Genomic DNA, 25322 nt, shown 5'->3' on the forward strand with positions numbered 1-25322 from the left:
GAGGGAGAAACATGGCCGACGAGCCTGCCGAGCCCGGAGACGAGCCCACCACGGCCGTCGAGCTCGGGGTTGACGGGGACACGCCCGCACCCGCGAAACCAGCGCGCTCGCATGTCCAGCTGGCGCTGATCGTGGGGACGGTGGTCGTGGTCGCCTTGGCCGCGTTGACGGGATGGCTCGGCTACCGGGCCTACGAATCCAGGCAGGCCGCGCAGCTGCAGGACCTGTTGGTCGGAGTCGGCCGCCAGGGTGCACTCAACCTGACCACCATCGACGCTGCCGAGGCCGACAAGGATGTCCAGCGCATCCTCGACTCGGCCACCGATGCGTTCTACGACGACTTCGCGAAGCGGTCCCAGCCGTTCATCGAAGTGGTCAAGCAGGCCCAGTCCAAATCGGTGGGTGAGGTGACCGAGGCGGGGCTGGAGTCGGTGTCGGGCAACGAAGGCCAGGTGCTGGTGGCCGTCACCGTCACCACATCCAACCGGGGCGCACCCAACCAGCCGAAGCGCGCCTGGCGGATGCGCCTGACGGTCAAGAAGACCGGGAACGACGAAGCCAAGGTCTCGAAAGTGGAGTTCGTGCCGTGACGACTGACGACGCCAAACCAGACGAAGCCAAGCCGGACCCCGAGGTCATCGACGACGAGGCCACCGCGGCCGAACTCACCGGCACCGGCACCGAGGCGCCGGCTGTTGCCGAGGCCGCACCCGCGAAGCGGTTCAGTCTCGCCGGTGCGGTGGCCTTCGGCGTGCTGCCGATCGTGGCGCTGCTGCTCGCAGCGGCGGCGGGCTATCTACGCTATGAGGATTCGTCGCGCCGGGACGCCGACACTGCCCGCACCGAATCGGTGCAGGCGGCCAAGGACTCCACCGTGGCCCTCTTGAGCTACAAGCCCGAGTCGGTCGAAAAGGATCTCGGCGCGGCCCGCGATCGCCTGACCGGGAGCTTCCTGGACGCCTACACGCAGCTGATCAACACCGTCGTCATCCCGGGCGCCAAGGAGAAGAAGATCTCCGCCCTGGCGGCCGTGCCCGCGGCGGCATCGGTCTCGGCCAAGCCTGATCACGCGGTGGTGCTGCTGTTCGTCGATCAGACCGTCGTGGTCGGCACCGACGCGCCGACCAATACCGCTTCCAGCGTGCGGGTGACCCTGGAGAAGGTCAAAGACCGCTGGCTCATCTCGGGATTCGACCCGATCTAGCGAAGAGGGGGTTCGATGACCGAGCCGCGCTGGATTGACGTCTCCGCACCGGCCGTGCAGCTGCGTGCGCTGAGCTGGGGCCCGGACGACGGCCCAATCGCGTTGTGCCTGCACGGTTTTCCCGATACCGCCTATGGTTTCCGGAAACTGGCACCGCGTCTGGTGGAGGCCGGCTACCGGGTTGTCGCGCCGTTCATGCGCGGGTACGTGCCCTCGTCGCTTCCCGCCGACGGCAGCCAGCACATCGGGGCCGTGATGGACGACGCGCTGCGAGTGCTCGCCGCGTGCAATCCCACCGGAGCCGACGTGGTCATCGGGCACGACTGGGGCGCGATCGCCGCGACCGGCTTGGCCGCGATGCCGGACAGCCCGTTCACCAAGGCCGTCGTGATGTCGGTGCCGCCGTCTGCGGCGCTGCGACCCGGGCCAGGCAGGAAGCTGGCCAATCGGGGACGGCTGCTGCGCCTGCTTCCGGTACAACTCCTGCGCAGCTGGTACATCACCTATTTCCAGCTGCCGTTCGCCCCGGAGCGCTCGTCGTCGTGGATCGTCCCGCTGCTGTGGCGCCGATGGTCGCCCGGATACAACGCCGCCGAGGATCTGCGCCACGTCGACGCCGCGATCGGCACCCCGGATCGCTGGCGCGCCGCGCTGGGCACCTACCGGGCCACCATCCGCAACACCCGCCCGCCGAGCCGCTACGCCGAGCTGAACCGGCTGTGGCTGGAGGTGCCGCGGCTGCCCACGCTCTACCTGCACGGAGCCGACGACGGTTGCATGACAGCGGAATTCACCCCCTGGGTGGCGGGTGTGCTACCGCCGGGCAGCGAAGTGGCGATCGTCGAGCACGCCGGGCATTTCCTTCAGCTCGAACAGCCCGACGTGGTGGGCGGGCGGATCGTCGACTTCCTGCGCACTACTTCTTCTTGAGGCTCGGGTGGCTGCGGGCCAGCAGTGGCAGCAGTAGCCGCTTCGGTGTGAGCTGATAGACCGCGGTCGCCGCGTAGTTGAGTCGGCCCGGCACGACGACTGCCTTGCCGGCGGCCAAACCGTCCACCGCGGCCTTGGCGACATCTTCGGCCGATACCCACAGCGGCTTGGGCAGCGCCGCCTCGGCGTCCTCGTCGGAGATGCCGGCGGCCGCGCCGAATCCGGTTTTCACCGGACCCGGGCACAGGGTGGTTGCCGTGACGCCGCTGGGTTTGAGTTCCTCGCGCAGCGCATAGGTGTAGGACAGCACGAAGGCCTTGGCCGCCCCGTAGACGGCTTGCCCCGGCAGCGGTCCGAAGGCGCCCAATGAGGCGACGTTGAGCACCGCCCCGCGCCGGCGGGCCGCCATTGCGCCGACGAAGCGGGTGCACAGATCGACCACCGCCGCGACGTCGACCTCCACGACGTTCAGTTCCGCGACGGGATCAGCCGCGGCCACCGGGCCGGTGGTGGACAGCCCGGCGTTGTTGACCAGGATGTCGACGTCGAGCCCGAGTTCGGCGACCCGACCGGGAAGTGCGGCCCGCTCCTGCGGCTGCGAAAGATCAGCACCGACAACGGAACTCGGTCCAGGCAGTGATTCGGCGAGTGCGGTGAGCTGTTCGGTGCGGCGGGCCACCAGTACGACGTGATGGCCGCGCGAGGACAGCACGCGGGCGATTTCGGCGCCGATGCCGGAGGAGGCTCCGGTGATCAGCGCGGCGCGGTGGGGACCGGGAGTCGGCAGCACCTGGCCAGCCTAGGACAATGGCCGCCATGGCTGCCAGCAGAGCGATGACCGCGGTTGACGCGCAGATGTTCTGGATGTCGGCCGTCGTTCCCAGTGATCAGCTGGTGCTGTACGCCTTCGACGGATCGCCCGAGTCGCCGCAGACCGCCGTCGACGAACTACGCCGACGCGCCCAGGCGTGCGACGAGCTGCGGATGCGGGTGGTGGACAGCGGCCGGTGGCGATACCCGCGATGGTGCCGCGGAGACGTCGGCGCCGATCAGTTCGTGCTGCACGACACCGGGGGAGTGGACTGGCAAGAGTGCCTGGACACTGCCGCCCGGTTCCGTGGTGACCCGCTGGACCTTCACCGAATGACTTGGCGCGCAAACATTTTCCCGCAAGTTATGGGTGTGCCGGGATGCCGAGGAGTGGGATCGGTTGTCGTCATGCAGACCGGCCACGCCTTCGCCGACGGCACCCGGGGGACCCTGCTCGGCGGGGCGTTGCTCGGCAGGCGACGGCCGGTGCCCGCGCCCGCGCCCGCGCGGCGTGGTTTCCTGCCGGCCCGCGGTGTGGCCGCCGCGCGGGCGTATCGCCAGCTCGTGCGCGACACCGAGGCCGGGCGGGTGCCGCCGGCCGCGCCGGGCGCTCCGCTGCTCAGCATCAATCAGCGCCCCCGCACGACACCGGTGCTGCGGGCGCTGGTGCTCGAGCGTGACCAGCTGACGAAACCCACCGTCACCGTCGGGGCGCTGGTGATGATCGCCGAGGCGCTCGGTGGCTACCTCGCTGCACGTGGTGAGGACATCTCGGCGCTGACGGCCGAAGTGACGATGGCCGGGCAACAGGGTTCGGGCGGCCACAACAACTTTCGCAATGTCGGGATCCGATTGCACCCTGAGGTCGACCGCGCCCGGCGGGCGGAGCTGATCGCCGCCGAACTGGCCGCCCAGCGCCTGCGCGGCGAGCATCCGGCGCTGCGGGCCTCGGCCGCCGCGTCGGCCGCCGTCCCCGCGGCGCTGTTGCGCTGGGGTGTGCGGCAATTCGACCCGGAGGCGCGGTCGGCGACGGTCACCGGGAACACCGTGGTGTCCAGCGTGAATCGCGGGCCTGCCGATCTGTCCTTCGGCGGATGTCCGGTCCTGCTGGCCGCCGGGTGGTCGGGGCTCTCGCCGATGATGAGCCTGACTCACGGAGTGCACGGCCTCGGCGACACCATCGCGCTCAGCGTGCACGCCGACCCGGACAACGTGGACGTCGACGACTACCTTGACCGGTTGCGCGTTTCGTTTGGCCGCTGAGGTGTAACGCCGACCGGCGCCGATGCTCTAGGTTTACCAGCGTGACTGCCTACAGTGTCGGACTGCTCATCCTTCGTGTGGTGCTCGGCGTGACGATGGCCGCCCACGGTTACAACAAGTTCTTCGGCGGCGGCCGGATCAAAGGGACCGCCGGCTGGTTCGACAGCATCGGCATGAAGCCCGGCACCTTTCACGCCCGGGTGGCGGCCAGCACCGAGATGGCCGCGGGCATCGGCCTGGCGCTGGGCTTGTTGACGCCGATCCCGGCCGCGGGATTCGTGGCGCTGATGCTCGTTGCGGCCTGGACGGTGCACCGCCACAACGGCTTCTTCATCGTCAAGGAGGGCTGGGAGTACAACCTGGTGCTGGCGGCCGCGGCCGTCGCGATCGCCGCGACCGGCGCGGGCAGGTACAGCCTGGATTATCTGCTGTTCAAGGGCACCAGCGTCTACCCGTGGTTGCACGGGTGGTGCGGATTGCTGATCGCGCTGGTGCTCGGCCTTGCCGGCGGCATCGGCCAGCTGGCGATCTTCTACCGCCCGCCCACCAAGGCCTGACTCTGCGCAGTCCCGCCGCGCGGGAATTCGCACCCGTCCGACTAGAACACGTTCTAGTCTTTTCGCCATGGGATTTCTGAAGCAGGAAGTGCCCGTCATCGACTTCGAGACGTGGAGCAAGGGCACGCGCGCGGAGAAGATCAAACCGATGGCTCGGCACTGGGCCGAGGTCGGCTTCGGCACGCCGGTCGCCCTGCATCTGTTCTACGTCGTCAAGATCCTGCTGTACGTCTTCGTCGGGGCGCTGTTCGGTCTGGCCACCGCGGGCATCGGCGGACTGACCGACATCGGGTCGTGGTGGTCGGAGCCGATCGTCTACGAGAAGGCTGTGCTGTACACCATGCTCTTCGAGGTAGTCGGCCTCGGCTGCGGCTTCGGCCCGTTGAACAACCGGTTCTGGCCGCCGATGGGTTCGATCATTTATTGGTTGCGCCCCAACACGATCCGGCTGCCGCCGTGGCCCAAGCTGGTGCCGCTGACCAAGGGCGACAACCGTGGCCCCGTCGACATAGTGCTCTACGGGGCGCTGATCGTGATGATCCTGGTGGCGCTGTTCTCCGACGGCACCGGGCCGGTCCCGGAGCTCGGCACTGAGGTGGGTCTGCTGCCAACCTGGCAGATCGCGACGGTGGTGGCGCTGCTGGCGCTGGCCGGTCTGCGCGACAAAGTGATCTTCCTGGCCGCCCGCGGCGAGGTGTACGGCGCGTTCGCGGTGGCGTTCCTGTTCAGCGGTGTCGACATCATCATCGCCGCCAAGCTGGTGTGCATGGCGATCTGGATCGGCGCCGCGACCTCCAAACTGACCCGGCACTTCCCGTTCGTCATCTCCACGATGATGTCCAACAGCCCGGTGGTGCGGCCACGGTTCCTCAAGCGGATGTTCTTCAGGAAGTTCCCCGAAGACCTTCGGCCCGGCCCGATGTCGCACACGCTGGCCCACATCAGCACCGCCATCGAGATGGGTATTCCGTTGGCGTTGTTCTTCTCCCACGGCGGATGGCCGACCACGATCGCGGCCATCGTGATGGTGTGCTTCCACCTCGGCATCCTGTCGGCCATTCCGATGGGTGTGCCGCTGGAGTGGAACGTCTTCATGATCTTCTCGGTGCTCTCGCTGTTCGTCGCGCACGCCCAGATCGGGATCACCGACATCAGCAGCCCGTGGCCGATCCTGCTGTTCCTGGCATTGGCCACCACCGTGTTCCTCGGAAACACGGTGCCGCGCAAGGTGTCCTTCCTGCCCGGCATGCGCTACTACGCAGGCAACTGGGACACCACGCTGTGGTGTGTGAAGCCGTCAGCCGAGGCGAAGATCGAGCAGAACCTGGTGACGATCGCCAACATGCCTGCCGCGCAGCTCGAAAAGTTCTACGGCAGTAAAGAAGCCGCACAGATCCCGCTGTTCATGGGCTACGCGTTCCGCGCGTTCAACACTCATGGCAAGGCGTTGTTCACGCTGGCTCACCGCGCGATGGCCGGTGCGAACGAAGAGGACTATTCGATCACCGACGGCGAGCGCATTTGCAGCATGGCGATCGGCTGGAACTTCGGCGACGGGCACATGCACAATGAGCAGTTGATCGCGGCCATGCAGAGACGCTGCCACTTCGAACCCGGCGAGGTGCGCGTGGTGCTGCTCGACGGCCAGCCGCTGCATCGGCAACGGCAGGAGTACCGGCTGGTGGACGCCGCGACCGGTGAATTCGAGACCGGCTACGTCAACGTCGCCGACATGGTGGATCGGCAGCCGTGGGACGACACGTTGCCGGTGCATGTCGTTTCCGGGACTGACCGAACGGTTGGTTGACCCGCTTGACGGTCGTCAAACGGCGTGTGTTTTGATCCAAAGATCACCCCGTCGTAAAGGAGTAGGCCGATGGCTGAAGCGGTAATTGTCGAAGCGGTACGTTCACCAGTCGGGAAGCGCAACGGCGGTCTGTCCGGTGTGCACCCCGCCGAGCTGTCGGCCCAGGTGCTCAACGGTCTGGCCCAGCGCGCCGGCATCGACCCCGAGATCGTCGACGACGTCATCTGGGGCTGTGTCATGCAGGCCGGTGAGCAGGCCCTCGACATCGCGCGGACCGCGGTGTTGACCGCAGGCTGGCCCGAGTCTGTTCCCGGTGTCACCGTCGACCGCCAGTGCGGCTCCAGCCAGCAGTCGGTGCACTTCGCCGCTGCCGGTGTGGTGGCCGGCCACTACGACGTCGTCGTCGCCGGTGGTGTCGAGTCGATGTCGCGCACCCCGATGGGCGCCTCGCTGGCCAACGGCGGCAACCCCTACTCGGCCGGATTCAAGGGCCGCTACGACCGCACCCCGAACCAGGGCATCGGCGCGGAGATGATGGCCACCAAGTGGGGCCTGAGCCGCACCGATCTCGACCAGTTCTCCTTGGACTCGCACGAAAAGGCCGCTGCCGCACAGGACTCCGGTGCCTTCGAGGATCAGATCGTCGGCATCAAGGATGCCGAAGGCAACGTTGTCCTCAAGGACGAGGGCATCCGCCGCGGCACCACCCTGGAGAAGATGGGCCAGCTCAAGCCCGCGTTCTCCGAGGACGGCGTGATCCACGCCGGCAACTCCTCGCAGATCTCCGACGGCTCGGCCGCGCTGCTGTTCATGTCGGCAGAGAAGGCAAAGTCGTTGGGCCTCAAGCCGATCGCCCGCGTGCACACGGCGACGCTGGCCGGCTCTGACCCGGTGATGATGCTGAGTGGCCCGATCCCGGCCACGCAGAAGGCGCTCGCCAAGTCCGGCCTGAGCGTGGACGACATCGGCGCCTTCGAGGTCAACGAGGCGTTCGCGCCGGTTCCGATGGCCTGGCTCAAGGAGATCGGCGCCGACGAGAAGAAGCTCAACCCCAACGGCGGCGCGATCGCCCTGGGCCACCCGCTCGGCGGCTCCGGTGCCCGTCTGATGACCACGCTGCTCTACCACATGCGCGACAACGGAATTCGCTACGGTCTGCAGACCATGTGCGAAGGCGGCGGCCAGGCCAACGCCACCATCCTCGAGCTGCTGTAGTGACCGACGTGCAAGCCCCCGCCGCTCTCGGAGAGCGGCGGGGCAACGTCCTGCTCATCACCATCAACCGGCCGGAGGCGCGCAACGCGGTCAACGGCGCGGTCAGCACCGCCGTCGGCGATCTGCTCCAGCAGGCCCAGGACGACGCCGACATCTGGGCGGTGGTGATCACCGGTTCCGGCGACAAGTCGTTCTGCGCCGGGGCCGACCTGAAGGCGATCTACAAGCGGGAGAACCTCTTTCACCCGCAACACCCGGAGTGGGGTTTCGCCGGGTACGTCCGCCACTTCATCGACAAGCCGACGATCGCCGCGGTCAACGGCACCGCGCTGGGCGGCGGGACCGAACTGGCCTTGGCCAGCGACCTGGTGATTGCCGAGGAGAGCGCCAAGTTCGGGCTGCCGGAAGTCAAGCGCGGCTTGGTCGCCGCGGCCGGGGGCGTGTTCCGCATCGTCGAGCAGTTGCCCCGCAAGGTGGCCATGCAGTTGCTGTTCACCGGTGAACCGATCACCTCCGCCGAGGCGCTCAAGTGGGGCCTGATCAACGACGTGGTGCCTGACGGCACCGTCGTCGATGCGGCTTTGGCTCTGGCGCAACGCATCACCGTCAACGCGCCGCTGGCCGTGCAGGCCAGTAAGCGCGTCGCGGTCGGTGTCGACGACGGGACCATCAGCGCGGACGAAGCCGGCTGGACTCGCACCATGCGGGAGATCGGCCCGCTGATGAAGTCCGAGGATGCCAAAGAAGGCCCGTTGGCCTTCGCCGAGAAGCGCCAACCGGTTTGGAAGGCGCGCTGACCTAGGCCGTCGCGGGCTTGGTCGTCGTCGGCGTGGCCGACGTCGTTTCAGCCGGCGACGATGTCGTCGTGGTGGTCGGCGTCGTGCTCGTGGTGCTGGTCTCCGTGTTCGGCGCGGGCGCATCGGCCGGGCTCAGCACGGTATCGATCATGTAGATGTACGCGCCGCGAGCTGTGTAGCCGCACACCAGCTTCGCGGTGTCGTTGACCTTGATGTCGCCGCCCTTGCCGGTCACGTTCACCGGGCTGCCCTGCTGGGTCGGCATCTTGCCGTGCAGGTCATCGGGGCCCAGGTAGCCGAGCACCAGGTGGTAGTACAGCGTGGACGTCAGTGCGGCCGGGTCACTCTTCAGCTGTGCCAGCGTCGCCTCGTCGAGCTTGGCGAAAGCGTCGTTGGTCGGCGCGAACACCACGTAGGGGCCGCCGTCGATGACGCTGTCGATGTTGACGGCAGGGTTGAGGCCACCGGAGATCGCCGCGCTGAACGTGCTCAGGTCCGGGTTCGCGGCGATGGCCGCGGTCGCGGACTGGTTGCCCATGCTGGTGAACGAGCCGGAGCCGCTCGGGATGCGGTTCTTGTACGCGTCGCAGCCGGAACCCTGCGGGTCGGGTATCTGGGTCGGTCCGACCGCCGGGAAGGCCGAGGTCGTCGTCGGCGCGCCCGGAGTCGTGGTGGTCGGCGTCGGATCTGCGTAGGCCTGGACGGCCGTCGGGATCGCGACTGCGATGGCGGCCAGCGCTGCGGCGACGCCAAGGGACTTGGTACGAGTGCTCACTTCGGCTCCTTTTGAGTCTCTAGTGGAGTCGGCGAAATGCGGGTCCCCGTTACCGCTGCGCCCCGACGAATCGTACTGGCAGCAAAGCTTCAGTCTCAAAACGGCTGGTGAAGCCACAGTTCAGGGCGCTGCCCGGCGTACCCGCCAGCACAGCAGCGCGGCGAGGACGCACAGGCCCGCTGCGAGGTAGAAGGCCAGGTCGTAGGTGCCCTGCACGTCGCGCAGCCGACCCGCCCCGGCGGCGGCCACAGCCGCGCCGACCTGATGGGCGGCGAAGACCCAGCCGAAGACCACCGGTGAGCGGGCGCCGAAGTACTCGCGGCACAGCACGATCGTCGGCGGCACAGTGGCCACCCAGTCCAAGCCGTAGAAGATGATGAACACCCAGGTGCCCGGCTCGGCATGCGGGGAAAGCAGCGCGGGCAGCGCCAGCAGCGACAACCCGCGGCCCAAGTAGTAGACGACCAGCAGCAGCCGAGGGTCGACCCGGTCGGTGAGCCAGCCGGACAGCACGGTGCCCACGACGTCGAGCACGCCAACGGTCGCGAGCAGACCGGCCGCGACGGTGGTGGGCATGCCATGGTCATTGGCCGCCGGGATGAAGTGCGTGCCGATCAGTCCGTTGGTGGTCATGCCGCAGATCGCGAAGCTACCCGCCAGCAGCCAGAACGCCGGTACCCGCGCACCGATCAGCAGCCCGTCGAAGGCTGCCCGAAAGCTCGACGCCGGAACCACCTGCGGCGCTTCGGCTTCCGTCGCGCCATAGGGGAGCAAGCTCTTGTCGGCAGGGTAGTTGCGCATCAGCAGCAGAACTGGCGGCACCACGGCCAGGGCCGCGGCGGCGACGATCAGCGAGGCCCAGCGCCAGCCGTGGCGGGTGGTGACCTCGGCGACCACCGGCAAGAAGATCAGCTGCCCGGTGGCGCTCGCGGCGGTGAGCACGCCGGTGACGAGCCCGCGCCGCTGCACGAACCAGCGCACCGCGATGGTCGCTACGAAGCCCATCGATATCGCGCCGGTGCCGCCGCCGACCAGAACACCCCACATCAGCACCAGCTGCCAGCTGGCGGTCATCAGCACGCTGGCCGCCGACCCCGTCGCGATCAGCATCAGCGCGGCTGCCAGCACCGGGCGCACCCCGAACCGATCCATCAGCGCGGCCGCGAACGGCGCGGTCAGCCCGAACAGCATCATGTTCACCGACATCGCCAGCCCGACGACACCGTGCGACCAGCCGAACTCGTGGTGCAGCGGGTTCATCATCACGCCGGGCACCGACCGGAAGCCCGCGGCGCCGAGAAGCGCCACGAAGCTGACGCCGGCCACCACCCAGGCCCAATGCAGGCCGGTGCGGGTTTTCGGGGTGGAAGTCGTGGTCACCGGACCACTCTGACGGACCGCACGACCGGCGGCTAGTGGCAAGAAAGACACCATTCGTCAAGAACATGCCAGACTGGCGGGGTGCATCGGATCGCCGTCCTATGGGTCGAACCCGTGGTCGGCTTCGACGCGGCTATCGCGCCGACGCTCTTCGGTGCGGCCACCGGCGCCGACGGGAATCCGCTCTACGAAGTGGTGACCTGCGGCCTGGCCCGGGGTCCCGTCGCCACCACGAACGGCTACGCGATGGTGCCCGCCGCCGGGCCGGAGGCGCTGGCGACCGCGGACACCGTCGTCATCCCCGGCACCCGGTACGCACCCGCCCGCGTACACGGCGAGCTCGACGCCGACCTGGCCGCCGCGCTGGCCACCATCCGGCCCGGGACCCGCATCGTGTCGATCTGCACCGGCGCGTTCGTGCTCGCCGCCGCAGGATTGCTCGACGGCCGGCCGGCCACCACGCACTGGCGCTTCGCCGACGACCTTCGCGCGCTGCGCCCCGACGTCGTGCTGGACGAGAACGTGCTGTTCGTCGACGACGGCGACCTGCTCACCTCTGCGGGTCTTGCCGCGGGAATCGACTTGTGCCTGCACATCATTCGCCGTGACCACGGTGCTGCGGTGGTCAACGAAGTGGCCCGCCAATGCGTGGTCCCGCCGTGGCGCGAGGGCGGCCAGGCACAGTTCATCGAGCGGCAGGTGCTCGCGGATCCGCACGGTCACATGTCCACCGCGGCCACCCGGCAGTGGGCGCTGGACCACCTCGACGAGCCGCTGTCGATCGAGCAGCTGGCCCGCCACGCCCAGATGAGCGCACGCACCTTCTGCCGCCGGTTCCGCGACGAGACCGGGCAGTCGCCCGGCGGCTGGGTGCGCGCCCGGCGGGTGGAGCGGGCCCGCGAACTGCTGGAGACCCACGACCTTCCCGTCGACGAGGTGGCGCGCCGCGCGGGGCTCGGGTCCGGTGCGAATCTGCGGCACCATCTGCGGCGAGGTCTCGGCATGTCGCCGTCGAGCTACCGCAAGGTCTTTCAGGGCTCCTGATGAGCGTCTGCCTACGATGTCGGCCATGGCCGAACCACTGATCATGTCCGTTGGCGGGCACAGCCCCGAACTGCACGCCGAATCCTGGGTCGCACCAAACGCGGCGGTGATCGGCCAGGTGCGCCTCGCCGCGCGGGCCAGCGTCTGGTACTCGGCGACGCTGCGGGCCGAGGCCGAGTGGATCGACGTCGGCGAGGGCAGCAATATCCAGGACGGCTCCACCGTGCACGTCGACCCGGGGTTCCCGGTCAAGATCGGTGCGGGCGTGACGGTCGGGCACAACGCCGTGCTGCACGGCTGCACGGTCGAGGACGGCTCACTGGTCGGGATGGGGTCGATCGTGCTCAACGGCGCCGTGATCGGCGCGGGGTCGATCGTGGCCGCCGGCGCGGTGGTTCCGCAGGGCATGATGGTGCCGCCGCGATCGCTGGTGGCCGGGGTTCCCGCCAAAGTGCGCCGCGACCTGTCCGACGCCGAGCTGGACGGCAATCGGATGAACGCCGGGGTCTACGAGCACCTCATCGACCTGCACCACGACTCGGCGTAGCGGCCGGCGGGATCGATCTCACACCGTGGTCAGGTTTGCGCCGAGGCAAGACTGCCGATAAGTCCTACCGTGAAGTCGAAGCGGATCCTGGTCACCGGTGCCACCGGATACGTCGGTTCCCGGCTGGTGGCGCGGCTGCTCGACGAGGGTCACGAGGTCGTCGCCGCGACGCGTAACCCGGAGAAACTGGGCCGGTTCGGCTGGTGTGACCAGGTCACAGCCGTCGTCTTCGATGCCGACGATCCGACCTCGGTCGAGGCGGCGCTTGCCGTGTCCGGGCATGTCGACGTCATCTACTACCTGGTGCACGCGATCGGCCAGCCCGGCTTCCGCGAACGTGACAATGCCGCCGCGGCGAACGTCGGCAAGGCAGCGGCCGCAGCCGGGGTTGGGCGCATCGTGTACCTCGGCGGATTCGTGCCCGACGACGACACGTTGTCCGAGCATCTGGCCGGCCGGGCCGAGGTCGCCGCGGCGCTGGACATCGAAGGCGGCGCCGAACTGGTCTGGCTCGGCGCGGCAGTGATCATCGGCGCGGGCTCGACGTCGTTCGAGATGGTCCGCTACGTCGGCGACCGGTTCTGGGTGATTCCGCTGCCGCCGTGGGCCGACCACGACATCGAGCCGATCTCGATCAGCGACGTGCTGTACTACCTGCTGGCCGCGGCCGACCCAGCGATTGTGCCTGCGGGGTCGTACGACATCGTCGGGCCCGACGTCGTGACCTACGGCGAGCTGCTGCAGACCTACATCGACGCGGCGGGCGAACTGCGGGCCGGGCTGCCGGTACGCGACATCGTGCCGCAGGCGGTCGTCGGCCGGGTGGCCGGCGCAGCGGTACCGGTGCCCAGCGGATTGGCCGCCGATCTCATCGAATCGCTGGACCATCCGATGACAGCCTCGGACACTGTCTTACGTGATCATGTCCCGGACCCGCCCGGTGGGCTCACCACCGTCGAGGACGCCGTGGCCGCCGCGGTGGCCAGCCCGCCGCCGTGCCCGGTCGACCGACTGGCCGACCCGCATCATCTGGCCGACAGTGATCCGATCTGGGCGGGCGGGGATGCGCTGCGACTGCGGCGGATGGCTGCCGCGGTGACGCCCGGGGTGGCGCGCCCTGCGCTGAGGCTGCTGGACTCGGTGCCCGGCCCGCTGGCCGGGGCGCTGCGGACCGGCCTGGACCTGTTGCTGGCGAAAGTCCGCATGTTATGACGATGCTGGCTGAGCTTCGGTCGGTGGCGTCCAATGTTGCTGTACCGCACCAGGAGTGGCCGTCGGCGATCCGCCGGCGGCGTATCGCGGTGTGTGTGGTGCTGGTTCTCGGCGCGCTGCTGCTCGGCTTGTCGCTGACCCGCAGGCCCGGCGACGCGGCGTTCTACTGGCTGACGATGGCGCTGGCGGCGACGTGGGCATTCGGTGCGCGGGCGTCCGGCCCGGTGCACCTGGGGTGCATCCGCTGGCGCGGGCGAAACCAGCGCCCGGTCGTCACCGGGCTCGTGATCGGATTGCTGCTCGGCGGCATCTTTGTGCTCGGCGGTCTGGTGACCCGTGAGATACCGCCGGTGGCTGAGGCCATCACCCGCGTGCTGGAGTACGCCAACCACGGCAGCCTGCTGCTGATCGTGGTGATCACCCTGGTGAACGGTTTGGCCGAGGAGATGTTCTTCCGCGGCGCGCTGTACACCGCACTGGGCGCCTTCCACCCTGTGGTGATCTCGACGGTGCTCTACACGATCGCGACGTGTGCCAGCGGCAACTGGATGCTCGGCTTCGCCGCGATCATCCTCGGTACGGTGTGCGCTCTGGAGCGCCGCGCCACCGGCGGAGTGCTGGCACCCGTGCTGACCCACGTGGTCTGGGGCCTGATCATGGTGCTGGCACTGCCGCCGATGTTCGGCATCTGGCACTAAGCCCGATTGGCCGGCTCCTCAGCGGGTCGTCCCTCCCCGCATCGTCGACCGACCTAACGCAGCGGGTGGGCGATCTCGTCGCGCGGCATGCGCGCCGCGACGAGCGCGACCGCGGCCAGTAGCACCGGCGCGATACCGGTCACCGCGAAGATGAGTTCCACCGGAACCACTTTCGACAGCGGGCCCGCGACCGCCATCGACACCGGCATGAACGCCAGCGAGACGAAGAAGTCCAGACTCGACACCCGGCCCAGCATCTCCGGTGGTACCCGCCGCTGCAGCAGCGTGCCCCAGATGACCATGCCCGCGCCGTCGGTGAGGCCGACGACGAACAGCGCGATCACCATCACCGGCAGCGACGACGTCGCGCCGACGAGCGCCAGCGGCAGTGAGCCCGCGCCCCACATCGTCATCATCACCGTGAGGTAGCGCCGCGGCAGCCGCCGCGAGGACACCGCCAGCGCGCCCAGCGCACTGCCCAACCCGAACGAGGCGAGCATCAGGCCGTACACCTGCTCGCCATGGGCGAACCGGTCGTGGGCGATGAACGGCAGCAGCACCTCGATCGGTCCCATCGCCAAAAACACCCAGGTGCACGCGAACAGCAACGTCCAGCGCAACCATCGGGTGTGCAGGACGAACCGCAGGCCATCCCTGAGATCGGTGAAGGCATGCGGCTTTTCGCGCTCGACGGTCATCACGATGTGTGAACCCTCGCCTGGCCGCATGGACACCAGCAGGGTCAGCGCGACCGCGAACAGCACAGCCACCATGACCGAGCCCAGGGCGGGGAAGGTGATCCCGATCAGCACGCCGGCCACTGCCGGGCCGATGGCCTGCTGCAGGGTGGGCCGGATCGCGCCTTCGACACCGTTGGCGGCAAGCAGCTGCTCGGCAGGCAGGATGCGCGGCAGGTAGGCGCTGTAGGCTGGGAAGAAGAACGCGGCACCGATACCGAGAACCGCTGCCGCAGTTGCCATGTGCCACAGTTGCAACTCGCCGAGCATGCCGAGGACGGCGACGGCGCCGGTGGCGGCGAGGTTGGTGACCTCGACCGCGATGATGATGCCGCGCTGCGATACCCGGTCGGCGACGATGCCGCCGACGAGGATGAAGGCCAGCATGCCGACGGCAAGGCAAGCCGCGACGAGGGACAGGGCGGCGGGGTCGTCTGCCAGTGCGATGACTTGCAGCGCCATTACGACGGTCCACATACCCTCGGCGAACAGGGAGATCGACATCGCCGCGATGAGCAGCCGGAATTCGCGGTACCGGAAGGGTGCGAGCACACGCCAGCGGCCGGTGGGTTTCACCGGCTCGATGTCGTAATGCGTACTCATGCCGTCGATGGTCGCTGACCGGCGCGGGCCACGTCCAACGATTTTCGGATCAGCCGAACAGGTCTTCGATGGAGGGTGCGGAGCGGCCGGCGAGTTTGTAACTCACCCACTGGTTCAACGAGATTCCCTGCTCGGCGGCCTCGACCACCAGTCGTTCGTGCAGCACGGGCGATGTGCGCACCGCGAACTTGCCGCTGTAGCGGTGGTCGGTCAAGGACTCCGGCGGGTCCATGCCGATCTCGGCCAGTTCGTCGAGTTCTTGGGCGATCAACTACTCGACACGCTCGATCGCTTCATGGGGCGGGAGTGCCGTCGCGCACCTGCCTTTGAACTCGAGGCAGAGTCAGAGGTACTGACGGTAGTCGTCAGACCATTCGGCGCGGTAGGTGTAGTTGTAGTTCGGCATCGCCCCATGATGGCCAGGAGGTCCGACATTTCCGGTGGGCGTTGGTGGTTGAGCGCCGCGGTGTGGGTGGCTCTTCCAGAACGTGATATCACCGGCGATATCGCGTTCTGGAAAAGAGTGGTACAGCCCCGCCGGCTCGTCTCGGCTAGTCGTCCGTGAACGTCGGCGAGCGGTGCTCCTGGAATGCCCGGGTTCCCTCGCGGAAGTCCTTGGAACCCAATAGAACCAGCTGGCCGTCGCTTTCGCGGCCGATCGCGGGTTCGAGTTCGGTGAGCGTCGCGGCGTTGATCGCCTGCTTGGTCTTGCGCAGCGCGATCGCGGGACCGGACACCAGCTTGTCGAGCACCGCCGCCACGCCGGCCTCCAGCTCGTCGGCCGGATACACCTCGCTGACCAGACCGAAGTCCAACGCGTCGGCAGCCGAGATACGTTCGGCCAGAAGCGCCATCTTCATAGCGCGGGCCCGACCGATCGAGGCGGCCACCAACGCCGACGCGCCACCGTCCGGCATCAAGCCGATCTTGGTGAACGCCAGCAGGAAAAACGCCTTCTCCGAAGCCAATACGATGTCGCAGGCCAATGCCAGCGACACCCCCACCCCGGCCGCCGGCCCGTGCACCACCGACACCACCGGCTTGGGCAGGTGCACGATCGCACGCACCGCCCGGTTCGCCTCCTGCAGAACCTCGTCCGGGGTGTCCGGGCGGCGCTCCGACTGATCCTCGGCGCTGATGCCCGCACCGGAGCTGAACCCGCGCCCGGCCCCGCCGAGCCGCACGGCCCGGACCGCCGCGTCGTCGGCCGCGTGCTCGAGGACGTCGGCCAGCGTGCGCAGCATGATCGCGTTCAGCGAGTTCAGGCTGTCCGGCCGGTTGAGCGTCACCGACAACACTCCGTTGTCGAGCGACACGGTCAGTTCCGGCACACCGGTGTAGGCGTCGATGGTCGTCATGGCTGCACCTTAGCCCCGGCGGGGGCGCAGCCCACGACGGGTCGGGCCAGGTGTAAATAGTTAAGGCGGCGATCAATCAACTGGAGGGTAGACAACCTATGGCCGGACCACTGCACGGCTTGCGAGTCATCGAATTGGCGGGCATCGGACCCGGTCCGCATGCCGCGATGATCCTCGGTGACCTGGGCGCCGACGTCGTCCGCATCGACCGGCTCGGCAAAGGCACCGGCACCCCCAGCAACGATTACCTGCTGCGCAACCGTCGCTCGGTCGGCGCCAACCTCAAGGACCCGAACGACCGCGACATGGTCCTGGGTCTGATCGCGAAGGCCGACGTCCTCATCGAGGGATTCCGTCCCGGTGTCACCGAACGACTCGGGCTCGGACCGGAGGACTGCGCCAAGGTCAACGAGCGCCTGATCTACGGCCGCATGACCGGGTGGGGCCAGGAAGGGCCGCGCAGTCAACAGGCCGGCCACGACATCAACTACATCTCGCTCAACGGCTTGCTGCACGCCGTTGGCCGGGTCAACGAACGTCCCGTCCCGCCGCTGAACCTGGCCGGCGACTTCGGTGGCGGCTCGATGTTCCTGCTGGTCGGCATCTTGTCCGCGCTGTGGGAGCGGGAGCGCTCCGGCAAGGGCCAGGTGATCGACGCGGCGATGGTCGACGGGTCCAGCGTGCTGGCCCAGATGATGTGGGCATTCCGCCACATGGGCATGTGGAGCGACGAGCGCGGAACCAACATGCTCGACACCGGTGCGCCCTACTACGACACCTACGAGTGTTCCGACGGGCGGTACGTCGCGGTCGGCGCGATCGAGCCGCAGTTCTACGCCGAACTGATCGAGAAGCTCGGTCTCAACGACGCCGACCTGCCCGATCAGAACGACATCACCCGCTGGCCGGAACTGCGCGCGGTGCTCACGGACACCTTCGGCAAGCACGAGCGCGACCACTGGGCCACGGTGTTCGCCGGAAGCGACGCCTGCTGCACGCCGGTGCTGTCGTTCGCCGAGGTCGACACCGAACCGCACAACACCGAGCGCAACACCTTCTACACCGAGGCGGGCTCGACGTTCCCGGCCCCCGCCCCCCGGTTCTCCCGGACCGGGCTCGACACCCCGGCCGCACCCGGCGTACCGGGAGCCGACAACGAGGCCGTCCTGCGCGACTGGGTATAGTCCCCAACCAACCAGTAGGTCGAGCTATCTGAGTATCTGAAAGGAAACCATTCGTGGAGATCAAGGACGCCGTAGCCGTCGTCACCGGCGGTGCCTCAGGTCTGGGCCTGGCCACCACCAAGCGACTGCTCGACGCGGGCGCTTCGGTGGTCGTCATCGACCTCAAGGGTGAAGAAGTCGTCGCCGAACTGGGGGAGCGCGCCAAGTTCGTGGCGGCCAACGTCACCGACGAAGAGGCCGTCACCAAGGCGCTCGACGTCGCCGAGTCGCTCGGCCCGGTGCGCATCAACGTCAACTGCGCCGGTATCGGCAACGCCATCAAGACCCTGGGCAAGGACGGTCCCTTCCCGCTCGACGGCTTCAAGAAGGTCGTCGAGGTCAACCTGATCGGCACGTTCAACGTGCTGCGCCTGGCCGCCGAGCGGATCGCCAAGACCGAACCGCTGAACGGTGAAGAGCGCGGCGTCATCATCAACACCGCCTCGGTCGCGGCCTTCGACGGCCAGATCGGGCAGGCCGCCTACTCGGCGTCCAAGGGCGGCGTGGTCGGTATGACCCTGCCGATCGCACGCGACCTGTCCCGCAGCCTGATCCGCGTCTGCACCATCGCCCCGGGCCTGTTCAAGACCCCGCTGCTGGGTTCGCTGCCCGAAGAGGCGCAGCGCTCGCTCGGCCAGCAGGTGCCGCACCCGGCCCGCCTCGGCGATCCCGACGAGTACGGCGCGCTGGCCGTGCACATCGTCGAGAACCCGATGCTCAACGGTGAGGTGATCCGTCTGGACGGCGCGATCCGCATGGCCCCGAGGTGATGAAGCGATGACGATCACGACTAAGTTCACCGAGACCTTCGGAGTCGAGCACCCGATCGCCCAGGGCGGTATGCAATGGGTCGGTCGCGCGGAACTCGTTGCCGCCGTTGCCAATGCGGGCGGACTCGGATTCATCACCGCGCTCACGCAGCCGACTCCGGCTGATCTGGCCAACGAGATCGCCCGCACCCGGGATATGACCGACAAGCCGTTCGGGGTGAACCTGACGATCCTGCCGGCCATCAACCCACCGCCTTACGACGAGTACCGCCAGGTGATCGTCGACGCGGGCATCAAGATCGTCGAGACCGCCGGATCCAACCCGGCGCCGCACCTGCCGATGTTCCACGACAACGGCATCAAGGTGCTGCACAAGTGCACGTCGGTCCGGCACGCGGTCAAGGCCCAGAGCCTGGGGGTCGACGGCATCAGCATCGACGGGTTCGAGTGCGCCGGACATCCCGGTGAAGACGACGTCCCGGGCCTGGTGCTGATCCCGGCCGCCGCCGAGAAGATCGAGATCCCGATGATCGCGTCGGGCGGTTTCGCCGATTCCCGCGGCCTGGTGGCCGCGCTGGCGCTGGGTGCCGACGGCATCAACATGGGTTCGCGGTTCATGTGCACGGTCGAGTCCTGCATTCACCAGAACGTCAAGGAAGCGATCGTGGCCGGCGACGAGCGCGGCACCGAGCTGATCTTCCGGAGCCTGCACAACACCGCGCGGGTGGCCTCCAACGTGGTCTCCCGCGAGGTCGTGGAGATCCTCAAGGGCGGCGGTCAGTTCGAGGACGTCAAGGATCTGGTGGCCGGCGTGCGCGGCCGCAAGGTGTTCGACGACGGTGACATCGATGCCGGCATCTGGACCGTCGGGACCGCGATGGGCTTGATCAACGACATCCCGACCTGTGATGAGCTGATCTCCCGGATCGTCTCCGAAGCCGAACAGATCATCGGCGGACGGCTGGCCGGAATGATCGACAGCCAGGGCGCAAAAGTGCCCGCCTGATCCCAGGCGGGCACAGCCCACATCAAAGCTCCGGACGGCGCGTCACCGCATCAGCGGTGGGGCGCCGTTTGGCGCTGCGCGCTAGCTCGCGTTGGCGAGCGGGGGCTTGTCCTCGAACTGCTCGGAGGTGTCACCCTCCACGAGGAAGTCGCCGTGATACAGCGCATCGAAATCGATTTTGATGACATCGGCACTGGTGTCGTCGATCCACATACCCAGGACTCTATGAGCCGCCATTAAGGAATCTTTGAGCCCCGATTCGGAGTTTCCTGGCAATTGTTACTCACGAGTCAGGTCGTGCCTTACTCAAAAGTCAGGTTGGTCACACGTGGAGCCAAAAACCGCCTACGACTAGGGTGGCTCTGAGCAGGGAGGACATCACAGATATGTCACAGCAGACCGTCGACAACCCGTTTTTCGCCCGCTTCTGGACAGTGCTGTCCGCCCATGAGTCACAGGCCATGCGCAGGCTCCGCCGAGACAATCTCTCAGGGCTGCACGGGCGTGTCCTGGAGGTCGGGGCGGGCACCGGAACCAACTTCGAGTTCTACCCCGACACCGTGGCCGAGGTGGTCGCGCTCGAGCCCGAAACCCGCCTCGCGCCACTGGCCAGACAAGCCGCCGCGGCGGCACGGGTTCCCGTCACCGTCATCGAATCGACCGTCGAGACCATGCCGGCGGCCGAACCCTTCGACGCGGTGGTGTGCTCACTGGTGCTGTGCTCGGTCGCCGACCCCGACGGTGTGCTGCGGCAGCTGCGCTCCGTCCTGAAGCCGGGCGGCGAGCTGCGCTACTTCGAGCACATCGCCGCCGGCGGGTGGCGTGGTCAACTGCAGCGGCTGGCCGACGCCACGATCTGGCCGCGGTTCGCCGGCAACTGCCATACCCACCGCGACACCGAGCGCGCGATCTCCGGGGCCGGATTCGTCATCGAGACCGCCCGCCGTGAAGCGCAGTTCCCGGCATGGGTGCCCCTGCCCGTGCACGAGGTCGCAATGGGACGGGCGACGAAGAACTAGTTCTTCAACAGTTCGGGCAACTGCTGCAGCAGGGTCGGCAGCGCGGTGCTGGCCGACTCCCGGATGGTGAGCGTCGCATTCGCCGACAGCGGAGTCGGCTCGGGATTGACCTCCACGACGACGGCTCCGCGGGCCAACGCCACATCGGGCAGGCCCGCCGCCGGATAGACGATCCCGGACGTGCCGACCACCACCAGGACGTCGGAGGTGGCCACCGCTTCGACGGCGGCCTGCCACGGCTCGTCGGGCAGCTGTTCGCCGAACCAGACGATCCCGGGACGGACGAGTCCGCCGCATTCGCAGTGCGGCGGCATCTTCTCCAGCTCGGGCTCCGGCATGTCCGGCAACGGACCGTGATAGCGCGAACCGCAAGTGTCGCACCAGAACTCGAACAGACTGCCGTGCAGGTGGTGCACGGGGTTGCTGCCCGCCCGCTCGTGAAGATTGTCGACATTCTGGGTGATCACCGAAACGTCGGCGTAGTCCTGCCAGGCCGCCACCGCGCGATGCCCGTCGTTCGGCTCGACCTGCTGAACGAGGTGATGCCGCCACAGATACCAGGCCCACACCCGTTCAGGGTGGTTCTGCCAACCGTCTGTGCTCGACAGTTCGTAGGGGTCGTATTTGGCCCACAAACCGGTCTTGTCGTCGCGGAACGTCGGCACGCCGCTCTCGGCGGAGATCCCCGCCCCGCTCAGTACCGCGATACGCACATCCCCCAAAATAGCCGGTCTAGGCGATACTTAGCATGTGTCGGATTTGGGGGTCTGGTTACGCGTCGACGGACAGGCCTCGCGGCCGCTGTTCGATCAGCTCAGAACACAGATCATCGAGGGGATCCGGGACGGGCGCCTATCGCCCGGCACCAGGCTGCCCACGGTGCGCGAGCTGGCCGTTCAGCTGAATCTGGCTGTCAACACCGTCGCGCGGGCCTACCGGGAACTGGAAAGCGCAGGCATCGTCGAAACCCGCGGCCGTTTCGGCACGTTCGTGGCCCGCGCCGATCCGGCCGACGCCGCGATGGCGGCGGCGGCCCGCGCCTACGTCGAAGCCGCCCGTGCGCTGGGACTGGGCAAGCAGGAGGCGCTGCGATATCTGGACAACGCGTTCGGCTGAGAGGCGTCAGCCGAATTCCAGCAGGGTGTAGGAGCCGCGGAATCGCTTCGTCGGGCCGAAGTTCCAGATCGCCGGCCACACCGTGTCGAAGAAGAAACCGCGGCCTTTGGGCATCGGGATGTCGTGGACCGCGGTGATCCCCGGCACCGTGTTGACCAGGTCAGCCAGCTGGACCGTGGTGAGGCTGAACGGCATCGGTGGGACGCGGTAGTGCTTCGAGGACTTCATGCCCTTCGGGGCAAGCTTCTTGACGAACACCGGCGGCATGTCGAAGAACATCTGGCCACCCGGAAAACGCTTGGCGCACTGGACAATAAGATCCATCGCCTCTTTCGGCTGCAGATACATCAGCAGGCCTTCGGCGGTGACGAACACCCCGTTGGCGGTATCGACCTGGTCCATCCAGCTGTAGTCCAGCGCGGACTGCGCCAACGCGGTGATTCGGGGAGACGACGGCAGCAGACGCTGGCGCAGCTCGATCACCGGCGGCAGGTCCACCGACACCCACTGGAACTGAGGGTCCGCTATGGCGTCGCTCAACCGCCAGAAGCTGGTCTGGAAACCTTCGGCCAGCGCGACGACGGTGGCCTGCGGGTGCGTGCGCAGGTAGTTGACCGCGCAGGAGTCGACGGCCAGTGAGCGCAGCGCCATCTCCTGGCCCTTGCGACCGAACTTGTCGAAGTCGAAGTCGATGGAGTCGACGACCTTGATCGCCATCGGGTCGCGAAGGATGGCGCCGGGCAGACTTGCCTGGTAGGCGCGGCCGTTGAGGGTCAGCAGCGCGGTTTCGGAGACGCCGCCGAGCTGACTGGCGTCGATTTTTTCCGTTGTCATGTCAATACCTTCGCCAGAGTGCGCACGTTGCGCGTGGTGGTCGACGACTTGTAGCGCTTCTTACCCATGGTCTTACCGACGGCCGAGTCCAGAGTGGAGGACTTGGGGACCTGCCAGTAGAGGACGCCTACACCGCGGTCGATCTTCTCGTCGGGCCCGGCGTCGCCGGCCAGATCGGCCAACTCGTCGAGAATCTCCTCGTCGCTGACGAACGTCACGTACGAGTGATAGCCCTCGACCTCGCGGTCGAACGGATAGCCGTCGAAGATGGCGCGCAGAGTCTCGAGGTCGTAGACCAGCACCCATGCTTCATACCCGAACGCATTCCGAAGTGCTGCTTCGGCTTTCGTACGTACCGCCGTGGCGGCTGCCTTGCTGTCGAGCAACACGTTGCCGCTGGCGAGGATGGTGCGCACGTCGGTGAAGCCGGCGCCGGTGAGCGCCTCGGCGACGTCGGCCATCTTCATCGTCGTTCCGCTCACGTTCACACCGCGCAGGAAAGCCGCGTAGCGGGTCATGTTCTCGATGCTAGCGACGTAGGCTCGGGGGATGTCCCGTCAGGTGCTCGACGACAAACTGCTGGCGGTGATCGCGGGCAACTCCCTGGGCGTGCTCGCGACCATCAAACGTGACGGCCGCCCGCAGCTGTCCAACGTGACGTATTACTTCGACCGGCGCAATCTCGTCGTCGAAGTCTCCATCACCGAGCCGCGCGCCAAGACCCGCAATCTGCGCCGCGATCCGCGTGCCTCGCTCCTGGTGTCCTCCGACGACGGCTGGTCCTACGCCGTCGCCGACGGCAACGCCATCCTCACCCCGCCCGCGGCCGAACCGCACGACGACACCGTCGAAGCGCTCGTCGCGCTGTATCGCAACGTCGCCGGCGAGCATCCGGACTGGGACGACTACCGACGCGCCATGGTCACCGACCGCCGGGTGCTGCTGAAGCTGCCGATCTCGCATCTCTACGGAATGCCGCCCGGCATCCGCTGACCCACGGGTTAGTCTGACCGCATGGCCGAATCAGAGTCCGAACCGCAGGACGACAACAAGCGCAAGTTCCGCGAGGCGCTCGAGCGCAAGAAGGCGAAGTCTGCGGGCGGCTCGGCGCACACGGACAGCGGCCCCAAGCAGCCCCGCTCGCACGGGCCGGTGGAGAACCGGCGGGAATTCCGCCGTAAGAGCGGCTAGCCGGCCGCCTGCTCGGAAAGCTCTGCCGCAGGGCGTGATTCCTGCCAGAGGATGGCTGCCAGGCAGACCAGTGCCAGCACCCCGACCGCGATCGCGAACACGGTGCCGCCGGTGCGCAGCCCCCACGCCTGCGCGGCGAAGCCCTCCCCGATCACCGGGATCGAAATCGCGACGTAAGCCACCACGAAATAGGTGGAGCTGACCTCGGCTCTACGTTCCGCCGGAGTGCGTTCGGCGACCGCCGCCAAGCCCCGGCTGAAGCTGATGCCCTGACCGGCGCCGGCCACCACGGCCGCGGCGATCAGGCCGGCCAGTGACGAATAATGCAGGGCGACAACCAGAATGCCCATGCCGACCGCGAGTATGCCGCAGCCCAGGGCGACCGCGCGCTGCGGTTCGATGCGGGTGCCTGCGATCTGAGCGATCGCCGAGGCACCGAAGATCGAGCCGGCCATCAAGCCGGCCAGCGCGTGATTGCCGATACCGATGACGTTGGTCAGCAGGGACGGCGCCACCGAGGTGAACAGCCCCGTGACGGCAAAGCCGGCGAAGGCGGCCAGTGCGGCGGTGATGAACACCGACCGCACCTCGGGCGGCACCGAAAGCCGTTGCAGGCCGAGCTTTCCGGTGCGGCTCGACGTCTCGGGCACCGAGAGGATCGCGACTGCGGCCAGCACCATCAACCCGATGTGGATGAGGTAGGTGAGCTTCAGCGGGCTCGGCGCGTACTGCGCCAGGATGCCGGCCAGGATGGGCCCGATGCCGAGGCCGCCGATGTTGGCGATGGTTGCGACCGCCGCCGCACGGCTCCGCCAGCTCGGCGGCGCGGCTTCGATGACCGCCGCGGTGGCGGTGCCGGTGAAGACGCCCGCCGACAACCCGGACAGCACCCGGCCCACCAAGAGCTCGGGCACCGAGTCCGCGAACAGGAATATCACCGCACTGGCCAGCGCGGCGCCGACACCGGCCAGCAGCACCGGCCGTCGGCCGATGGCGTCGGACCAGCCACCGAACACCAGCAGCGCGAACAACACTCCGCCGGCATAGGTGGCGTAGATGACGGTCGTCGTCAGCACTGCGAAGTGCATCTGCTCGGAGTACAGCGCGTACAGCGGGGTGGGCAGCGTGGTGCCGACCATGATCGCGGCGAACGCGTAGGCCAACAGGGCGAAGGCGAAACCTCGCCGGGGCGGGGTCGGTGTCATGGTTCGGCGGGCAGGAGCGTA

At 67.8% G+C, this 25322-nt stretch carries 30 protein-coding genes; 19 read left to right on the forward strand and 11 right to left on the reverse strand.

The features are described 5' to 3' along the window. The first annotated feature begins 11 nt into the window (after positions 1-11). From Y900_RS18505 to Y900_RS18515, 3 genes are read left to right on the forward strand one after another with little or no spacing between them, the layout of a single operon-like run. Positions 12-590: an Rv1363c family protein gene (locus Y900_RS18505; protein WP_036343729.1), complete on the forward strand. Its 579-nt coding sequence runs from the start codon at positions 12-14 to the stop codon at positions 588-590. Further along, complete coding sequence (locus Y900_RS18510) at positions 587-1204, forward strand: hypothetical protein (protein WP_036343730.1); 618 nt, start codon at positions 587-589, stop codon at positions 1202-1204. Before Y900_RS18505 ends, Y900_RS18510 begins: the two co-directional genes overlap by 4 nt. A gap of 15 nt (positions 1205-1219) precedes the next feature. Beyond that, entirely contained in the window at positions 1220-2134 is a 915-nt protein-coding gene (locus Y900_RS18515; RefSeq protein ID WP_036343731.1) for an alpha/beta fold hydrolase, read from the forward strand. Here Y900_RS18515 and Y900_RS18520 read toward each other — a convergent pair. Beyond that, positions 2121-2924, reverse strand: coding sequence for an SDR family NAD(P)-dependent oxidoreductase (locus Y900_RS18520; RefSeq protein WP_036343733.1), 804 nt, complete (start codon positions 2922-2924; stop codon positions 2121-2123). The two genes, Y900_RS18515 and Y900_RS18520, sit on opposite strands and share 14 nt — an antisense overlap. A gap of 26 nt (positions 2925-2950) precedes the next feature. Between Y900_RS18520 and Y900_RS18525 the strand changes: the two genes are divergently transcribed. The 5 genes from Y900_RS18525 to Y900_RS18545 all read left to right on the forward strand — a co-directional run bounded on the left by Y900_RS18525 (position 2951) and on the right by Y900_RS18545 (position 8583). Continuing rightward, complete coding sequence (locus Y900_RS18525; protein WP_237752593.1) at positions 2951-4207, forward strand: WS/DGAT domain-containing protein; 1257 nt, start codon at positions 2951-2953, stop codon at positions 4205-4207. A 41-nt stretch (positions 4208-4248) separates the two neighbouring features. Further along, positions 4249-4764, forward strand: coding sequence for a DoxX family protein (locus Y900_RS18530; RefSeq protein ID WP_036343734.1), 516 nt, complete (start codon positions 4249-4251; stop codon positions 4762-4764). 67 nt (positions 4765-4831) lie between these two features. Beyond that, complete coding sequence (locus tag Y900_RS18535) at positions 4832-6571, forward strand: DUF3556 domain-containing protein (protein ID WP_036343736.1); 1740 nt, start codon at positions 4832-4834, stop codon at positions 6569-6571. Positions 6572-6640: 69 nt separating this feature from the next. Next, the gene (locus Y900_RS18540) at positions 6641-7786 is read left to right on the forward strand and encodes a thiolase family protein (protein WP_036343737.1); all 1146 of its coding nucleotides are present in this window, start codon (positions 6641-6643) and stop codon (positions 7784-7786) included. Next, entirely contained in the window at positions 7786-8583 is a 798-nt protein-coding gene (locus Y900_RS18545; RefSeq protein ID WP_036343739.1) for a crotonase/enoyl-CoA hydratase family protein, read from the forward strand. The genes Y900_RS18540 and Y900_RS18545 overlap by 1 nt, the downstream gene beginning before the upstream one ends. Before the next feature lies 1 nt (position 8584). Here the strand turns inward: Y900_RS18545 and Y900_RS18550 are convergent, their stop codons facing one another. Both Y900_RS18550 and Y900_RS18555 read right to left on the reverse strand, forming a co-directional pair. Beyond that, entirely contained in the window at positions 8585-9358 is a 774-nt protein-coding gene (locus Y900_RS18550; RefSeq protein ID WP_036343740.1) for a fasciclin domain-containing protein, read from the reverse strand. Between the two features lie 120 nt (positions 9359-9478). Continuing rightward, positions 9479-10738 (reverse strand): MFS transporter, encoded by a 1260-nt coding sequence (locus Y900_RS18555; protein ID WP_036343742.1) that lies wholly within the window; start codon positions 10736-10738, stop codon positions 9479-9481. 81 nt (positions 10739-10819) lie between these two features. Here Y900_RS18555 and Y900_RS18560 point away from each other — a divergent pair, with 81 nt between their 5' ends. The 4 genes from Y900_RS18560 to Y900_RS18575 all read left to right on the forward strand — a co-directional run bounded on the left by Y900_RS18560 (position 10820) and on the right by Y900_RS18575 (position 14239). Further along, positions 10820-11782, forward strand: coding sequence for a GlxA family transcriptional regulator (locus Y900_RS18560; RefSeq protein WP_036343744.1), 963 nt, complete (start codon positions 10820-10822; stop codon positions 11780-11782). 25 nt (positions 11783-11807) lie between these two features. Continuing rightward, a complete protein-coding gene (locus Y900_RS18565; RefSeq protein WP_036343745.1) occupies positions 11808-12329 on the forward strand; it encodes a gamma carbonic anhydrase family protein in 522 nt (173 codons plus the stop codon). Positions 12330-12398: 69 nt separating this feature from the next. Further along, positions 12399-13541: an NAD(P)H-binding protein gene (locus Y900_RS18570; RefSeq protein WP_036343746.1), complete on the forward strand. Its 1143-nt coding sequence runs from the start codon at positions 12399-12401 to the stop codon at positions 13539-13541. Continuing rightward, complete coding sequence (locus Y900_RS18575) at positions 13538-14239, forward strand: CPBP family intramembrane glutamic endopeptidase (protein WP_036343747.1); 702 nt, start codon at positions 13538-13540, stop codon at positions 14237-14239. Before Y900_RS18570 ends, Y900_RS18575 begins: the two co-directional genes overlap by 4 nt. 53 nt (positions 14240-14292) lie before the next feature. Here the strand turns inward: Y900_RS18575 and tet(V) are convergent, their stop codons facing one another. The 3 genes from tet(V) to Y900_RS18590 all read right to left on the reverse strand — a co-directional run bounded on the left by tet(V) (position 14293) and on the right by Y900_RS18590 (position 16937). Further along, positions 14293-15579, reverse strand: coding sequence for a tetracycline efflux MFS transporter Tet(V) (gene tet(V), locus Y900_RS18580; protein ID WP_036343748.1), 1287 nt, complete (start codon positions 15577-15579; stop codon positions 14293-14295). Between the two features lie 49 nt (positions 15580-15628). Further along, the gene (locus tag Y900_RS33105; protein ID WP_237752594.1) at positions 15629-15850 is read right to left on the reverse strand and encodes a type II toxin-antitoxin system HicB family antitoxin; all 222 of its coding nucleotides are present in this window, start codon (positions 15848-15850) and stop codon (positions 15629-15631) included. A 280-nt stretch (positions 15851-16130) separates the two neighbouring features. Next, the gene (locus tag Y900_RS18590) at positions 16131-16937 is read right to left on the reverse strand and encodes an enoyl-CoA hydratase (RefSeq protein ID WP_036343749.1); all 807 of its coding nucleotides are present in this window, start codon (positions 16935-16937) and stop codon (positions 16131-16133) included. A gap of 98 nt (positions 16938-17035) precedes the next feature. Between Y900_RS18590 and Y900_RS18595 the strand changes: the two genes are divergently transcribed. Genes Y900_RS18595 through Y900_RS18605 form a run of 3 tightly spaced genes read left to right on the forward strand, consistent with a single transcriptional unit; the run spans position 17036 to position 19936 of the window. Next, a complete protein-coding gene (locus tag Y900_RS18595) occupies positions 17036-18121 on the forward strand; it encodes a CaiB/BaiF CoA transferase family protein (RefSeq protein ID WP_036343751.1) in 1086 nt (361 codons plus the stop codon). Positions 18122-18174: 53 nt separating this feature from the next. Further along, positions 18175-18930, forward strand: a complete 756-nt coding sequence (locus tag Y900_RS18600; RefSeq protein WP_036343753.1) for a 3-hydroxyacyl-CoA dehydrogenase — start codon at positions 18175-18177, stop codon at positions 18928-18930. Between the two features lie 7 nt (positions 18931-18937). Beyond that, the gene (locus Y900_RS18605; RefSeq protein WP_036343754.1) at positions 18938-19936 is read left to right on the forward strand and encodes an NAD(P)H-dependent flavin oxidoreductase; all 999 of its coding nucleotides are present in this window, start codon (positions 18938-18940) and stop codon (positions 19934-19936) included. An 81-nt stretch (positions 19937-20017) separates the two neighbouring features. On the opposite strand, the gene Y900_RS33475 is transcribed toward Y900_RS18605, so the two are convergent. After that, a complete protein-coding gene (locus Y900_RS33475) occupies positions 20018-20149 on the reverse strand; it encodes a hypothetical protein (protein ID WP_096312721.1) in 132 nt (43 codons plus the stop codon). 173 nt (positions 20150-20322) lie between these two features. On the opposite strand from Y900_RS33475, the gene Y900_RS18610 reads away from it, so the two are divergent. Next, positions 20323-20955: a class I SAM-dependent methyltransferase gene (locus Y900_RS18610; protein WP_036343755.1), complete on the forward strand. Its 633-nt coding sequence runs from the start codon at positions 20323-20325 to the stop codon at positions 20953-20955. Here Y900_RS18610 and Y900_RS18615 read toward each other — a convergent pair. After that, entirely contained in the window at positions 20952-21668 is a 717-nt protein-coding gene (locus Y900_RS18615; RefSeq protein WP_036343757.1) for an NAD-dependent deacylase, read from the reverse strand. The two genes, Y900_RS18610 and Y900_RS18615, sit on opposite strands and share 4 nt — an antisense overlap. Positions 21669-21705: 37 nt before the next feature. Between Y900_RS18615 and Y900_RS18620 the strand changes: the two genes are divergently transcribed. Further along, on the forward strand, positions 21706-22071 hold the full coding sequence (locus Y900_RS18620; protein WP_036343758.1) for an Rv1152 family transcriptional regulator: 366 nt from the start codon (positions 21706-21708) through the stop codon (positions 22069-22071). Between the two features lie 6 nt (positions 22072-22077). Here the strand turns inward: Y900_RS18620 and Y900_RS18625 are convergent, their stop codons facing one another. Together Y900_RS18625 and Y900_RS18630 are read right to left on the reverse strand one after the other, a co-directional pair. After that, a complete protein-coding gene (locus Y900_RS18625) occupies positions 22078-22905 on the reverse strand; it encodes a class I SAM-dependent methyltransferase (RefSeq protein WP_036343761.1) in 828 nt (275 codons plus the stop codon). Continuing rightward, positions 22902-23423 (reverse strand): DUF1697 domain-containing protein, encoded by a 522-nt coding sequence (locus Y900_RS18630; RefSeq protein ID WP_036343763.1) that lies wholly within the window; start codon positions 23421-23423, stop codon positions 22902-22904. Before Y900_RS18630 ends, Y900_RS18625 begins: the two co-directional genes overlap by 4 nt. A 31-nt stretch (positions 23424-23454) precedes the next feature. Between Y900_RS18630 and Y900_RS18635 the strand changes: the two genes are divergently transcribed. Both Y900_RS18635 and Y900_RS31760 read left to right on the forward strand, forming a co-directional pair. Continuing rightward, positions 23455-23898 (forward strand): PPOX class F420-dependent oxidoreductase, encoded by a 444-nt coding sequence (locus tag Y900_RS18635; RefSeq protein ID WP_036343765.1) that lies wholly within the window; start codon positions 23455-23457, stop codon positions 23896-23898. Positions 23899-23919: 21 nt separating this feature from the next. Next, positions 23920-24096, forward strand: a complete 177-nt coding sequence (locus Y900_RS31760; RefSeq protein ID WP_102809812.1) for a DUF5302 domain-containing protein — start codon at positions 23920-23922, stop codon at positions 24094-24096. Here the strand turns inward: Y900_RS31760 and Y900_RS18640 are convergent. Beyond that, positions 24093-25301 (reverse strand): MFS transporter, encoded by a 1209-nt coding sequence (locus tag Y900_RS18640; RefSeq protein WP_036343767.1) that lies wholly within the window; start codon positions 25299-25301, stop codon positions 24093-24095. The genes Y900_RS31760 and Y900_RS18640 overlap by 4 nt on opposite strands. Between the last annotated feature and the right edge of the window lie 21 nt (positions 25302-25322).

Source organism: Mycolicibacterium aromaticivorans JS19b1 = JCM 16368, from assembly GCF_000559085.1.
GTDB classification, from domain to species: domain Bacteria; phylum Actinomycetota; class Actinomycetes; order Mycobacteriales; family Mycobacteriaceae; genus Mycobacterium; species Mycobacterium aromaticivorans.

What these genes read in the sequence shown, in the direction of transcription:
- Y900_RS18595 (WP_036343751.1), top strand. Translation starts at nt 17,036, where the DNA reads ATGGCCGGACCACTGCACGGCTTGCGAGTCATCGAATTGGCGGGCATC.
- Y900_RS18590 (WP_036343749.1), bottom strand. Translation starts at nt 16,937, where the DNA reads ATGACGACCATCGACGCCTACACCGGTGTGCCGGAACTGACCGTGTCG.
- Y900_RS18575 (WP_036343747.1), top strand. Translation starts at nt 13,538, where the DNA reads ATGACGATGCTGGCTGAGCTTCGGTCGGTGGCGTCCAATGTTGCTGTA.
- Y900_RS18625 (WP_036343761.1), bottom strand. Translation starts at nt 22,905, where the DNA reads ATGACAACGGAAAAAATCGACGCCAGTCAGCTCGGCGGCGTCTCCGAA.
- Y900_RS33475 (WP_096312721.1), bottom strand. Translation starts at nt 20,149, where the DNA reads ATGTGGATCGACGACACCAGTGCCGATGTCATCAAAATCGATTTCGAT.
- Y900_RS18630 (WP_036343763.1), bottom strand. Translation starts at nt 23,423, where the DNA reads ATGACCCGCTACGCGGCTTTCCTGCGCGGTGTGAACGTGAGCGGAACG.
- Y900_RS18640 (WP_036343767.1), bottom strand. Translation starts at nt 25,301, where the DNA reads ATGACACCGACCCCGCCCCGGCGAGGTTTCGCCTTCGCCCTGTTGGCC.
- Y900_RS18535 (WP_036343736.1), top strand. Translation starts at nt 4,832, where the DNA reads ATGGGATTTCTGAAGCAGGAAGTGCCCGTCATCGACTTCGAGACGTGG.
- Y900_RS31760 (WP_102809812.1), top strand. Translation starts at nt 23,920, where the DNA reads ATGGCCGAATCAGAGTCCGAACCGCAGGACGACAACAAGCGCAAGTTC.
- Y900_RS18515 (WP_036343731.1), top strand. Translation starts at nt 1,220, where the DNA reads ATGACCGAGCCGCGCTGGATTGACGTCTCCGCACCGGCCGTGCAGCTG.
- Y900_RS18505 (WP_036343729.1), top strand. Translation starts at nt 12, where the DNA reads ATGGCCGACGAGCCTGCCGAGCCCGGAGACGAGCCCACCACGGCCGTC.
- Y900_RS18610 (WP_036343755.1), top strand. Translation starts at nt 20,323, where the DNA reads ATGTCACAGCAGACCGTCGACAACCCGTTTTTCGCCCGCTTCTGGACA.
- Y900_RS18565 (WP_036343745.1), top strand. Translation starts at nt 11,808, where the DNA reads ATGGCCGAACCACTGATCATGTCCGTTGGCGGGCACAGCCCCGAACTG.
- Y900_RS18635 (WP_036343765.1), top strand. Translation starts at nt 23,455, where the DNA reads ATGTCCCGTCAGGTGCTCGACGACAAACTGCTGGCGGTGATCGCGGGC.
- Y900_RS18525 (WP_237752593.1), top strand. Translation starts at nt 2,951, where the DNA reads ATGGCTGCCAGCAGAGCGATGACCGCGGTTGACGCGCAGATGTTCTGG.
- Y900_RS18605 (WP_036343754.1), top strand. Translation starts at nt 18,938, where the DNA reads ATGACGATCACGACTAAGTTCACCGAGACCTTCGGAGTCGAGCACCCG.
- Y900_RS18540 (WP_036343737.1), top strand. Translation starts at nt 6,641, where the DNA reads ATGGCTGAAGCGGTAATTGTCGAAGCGGTACGTTCACCAGTCGGGAAG.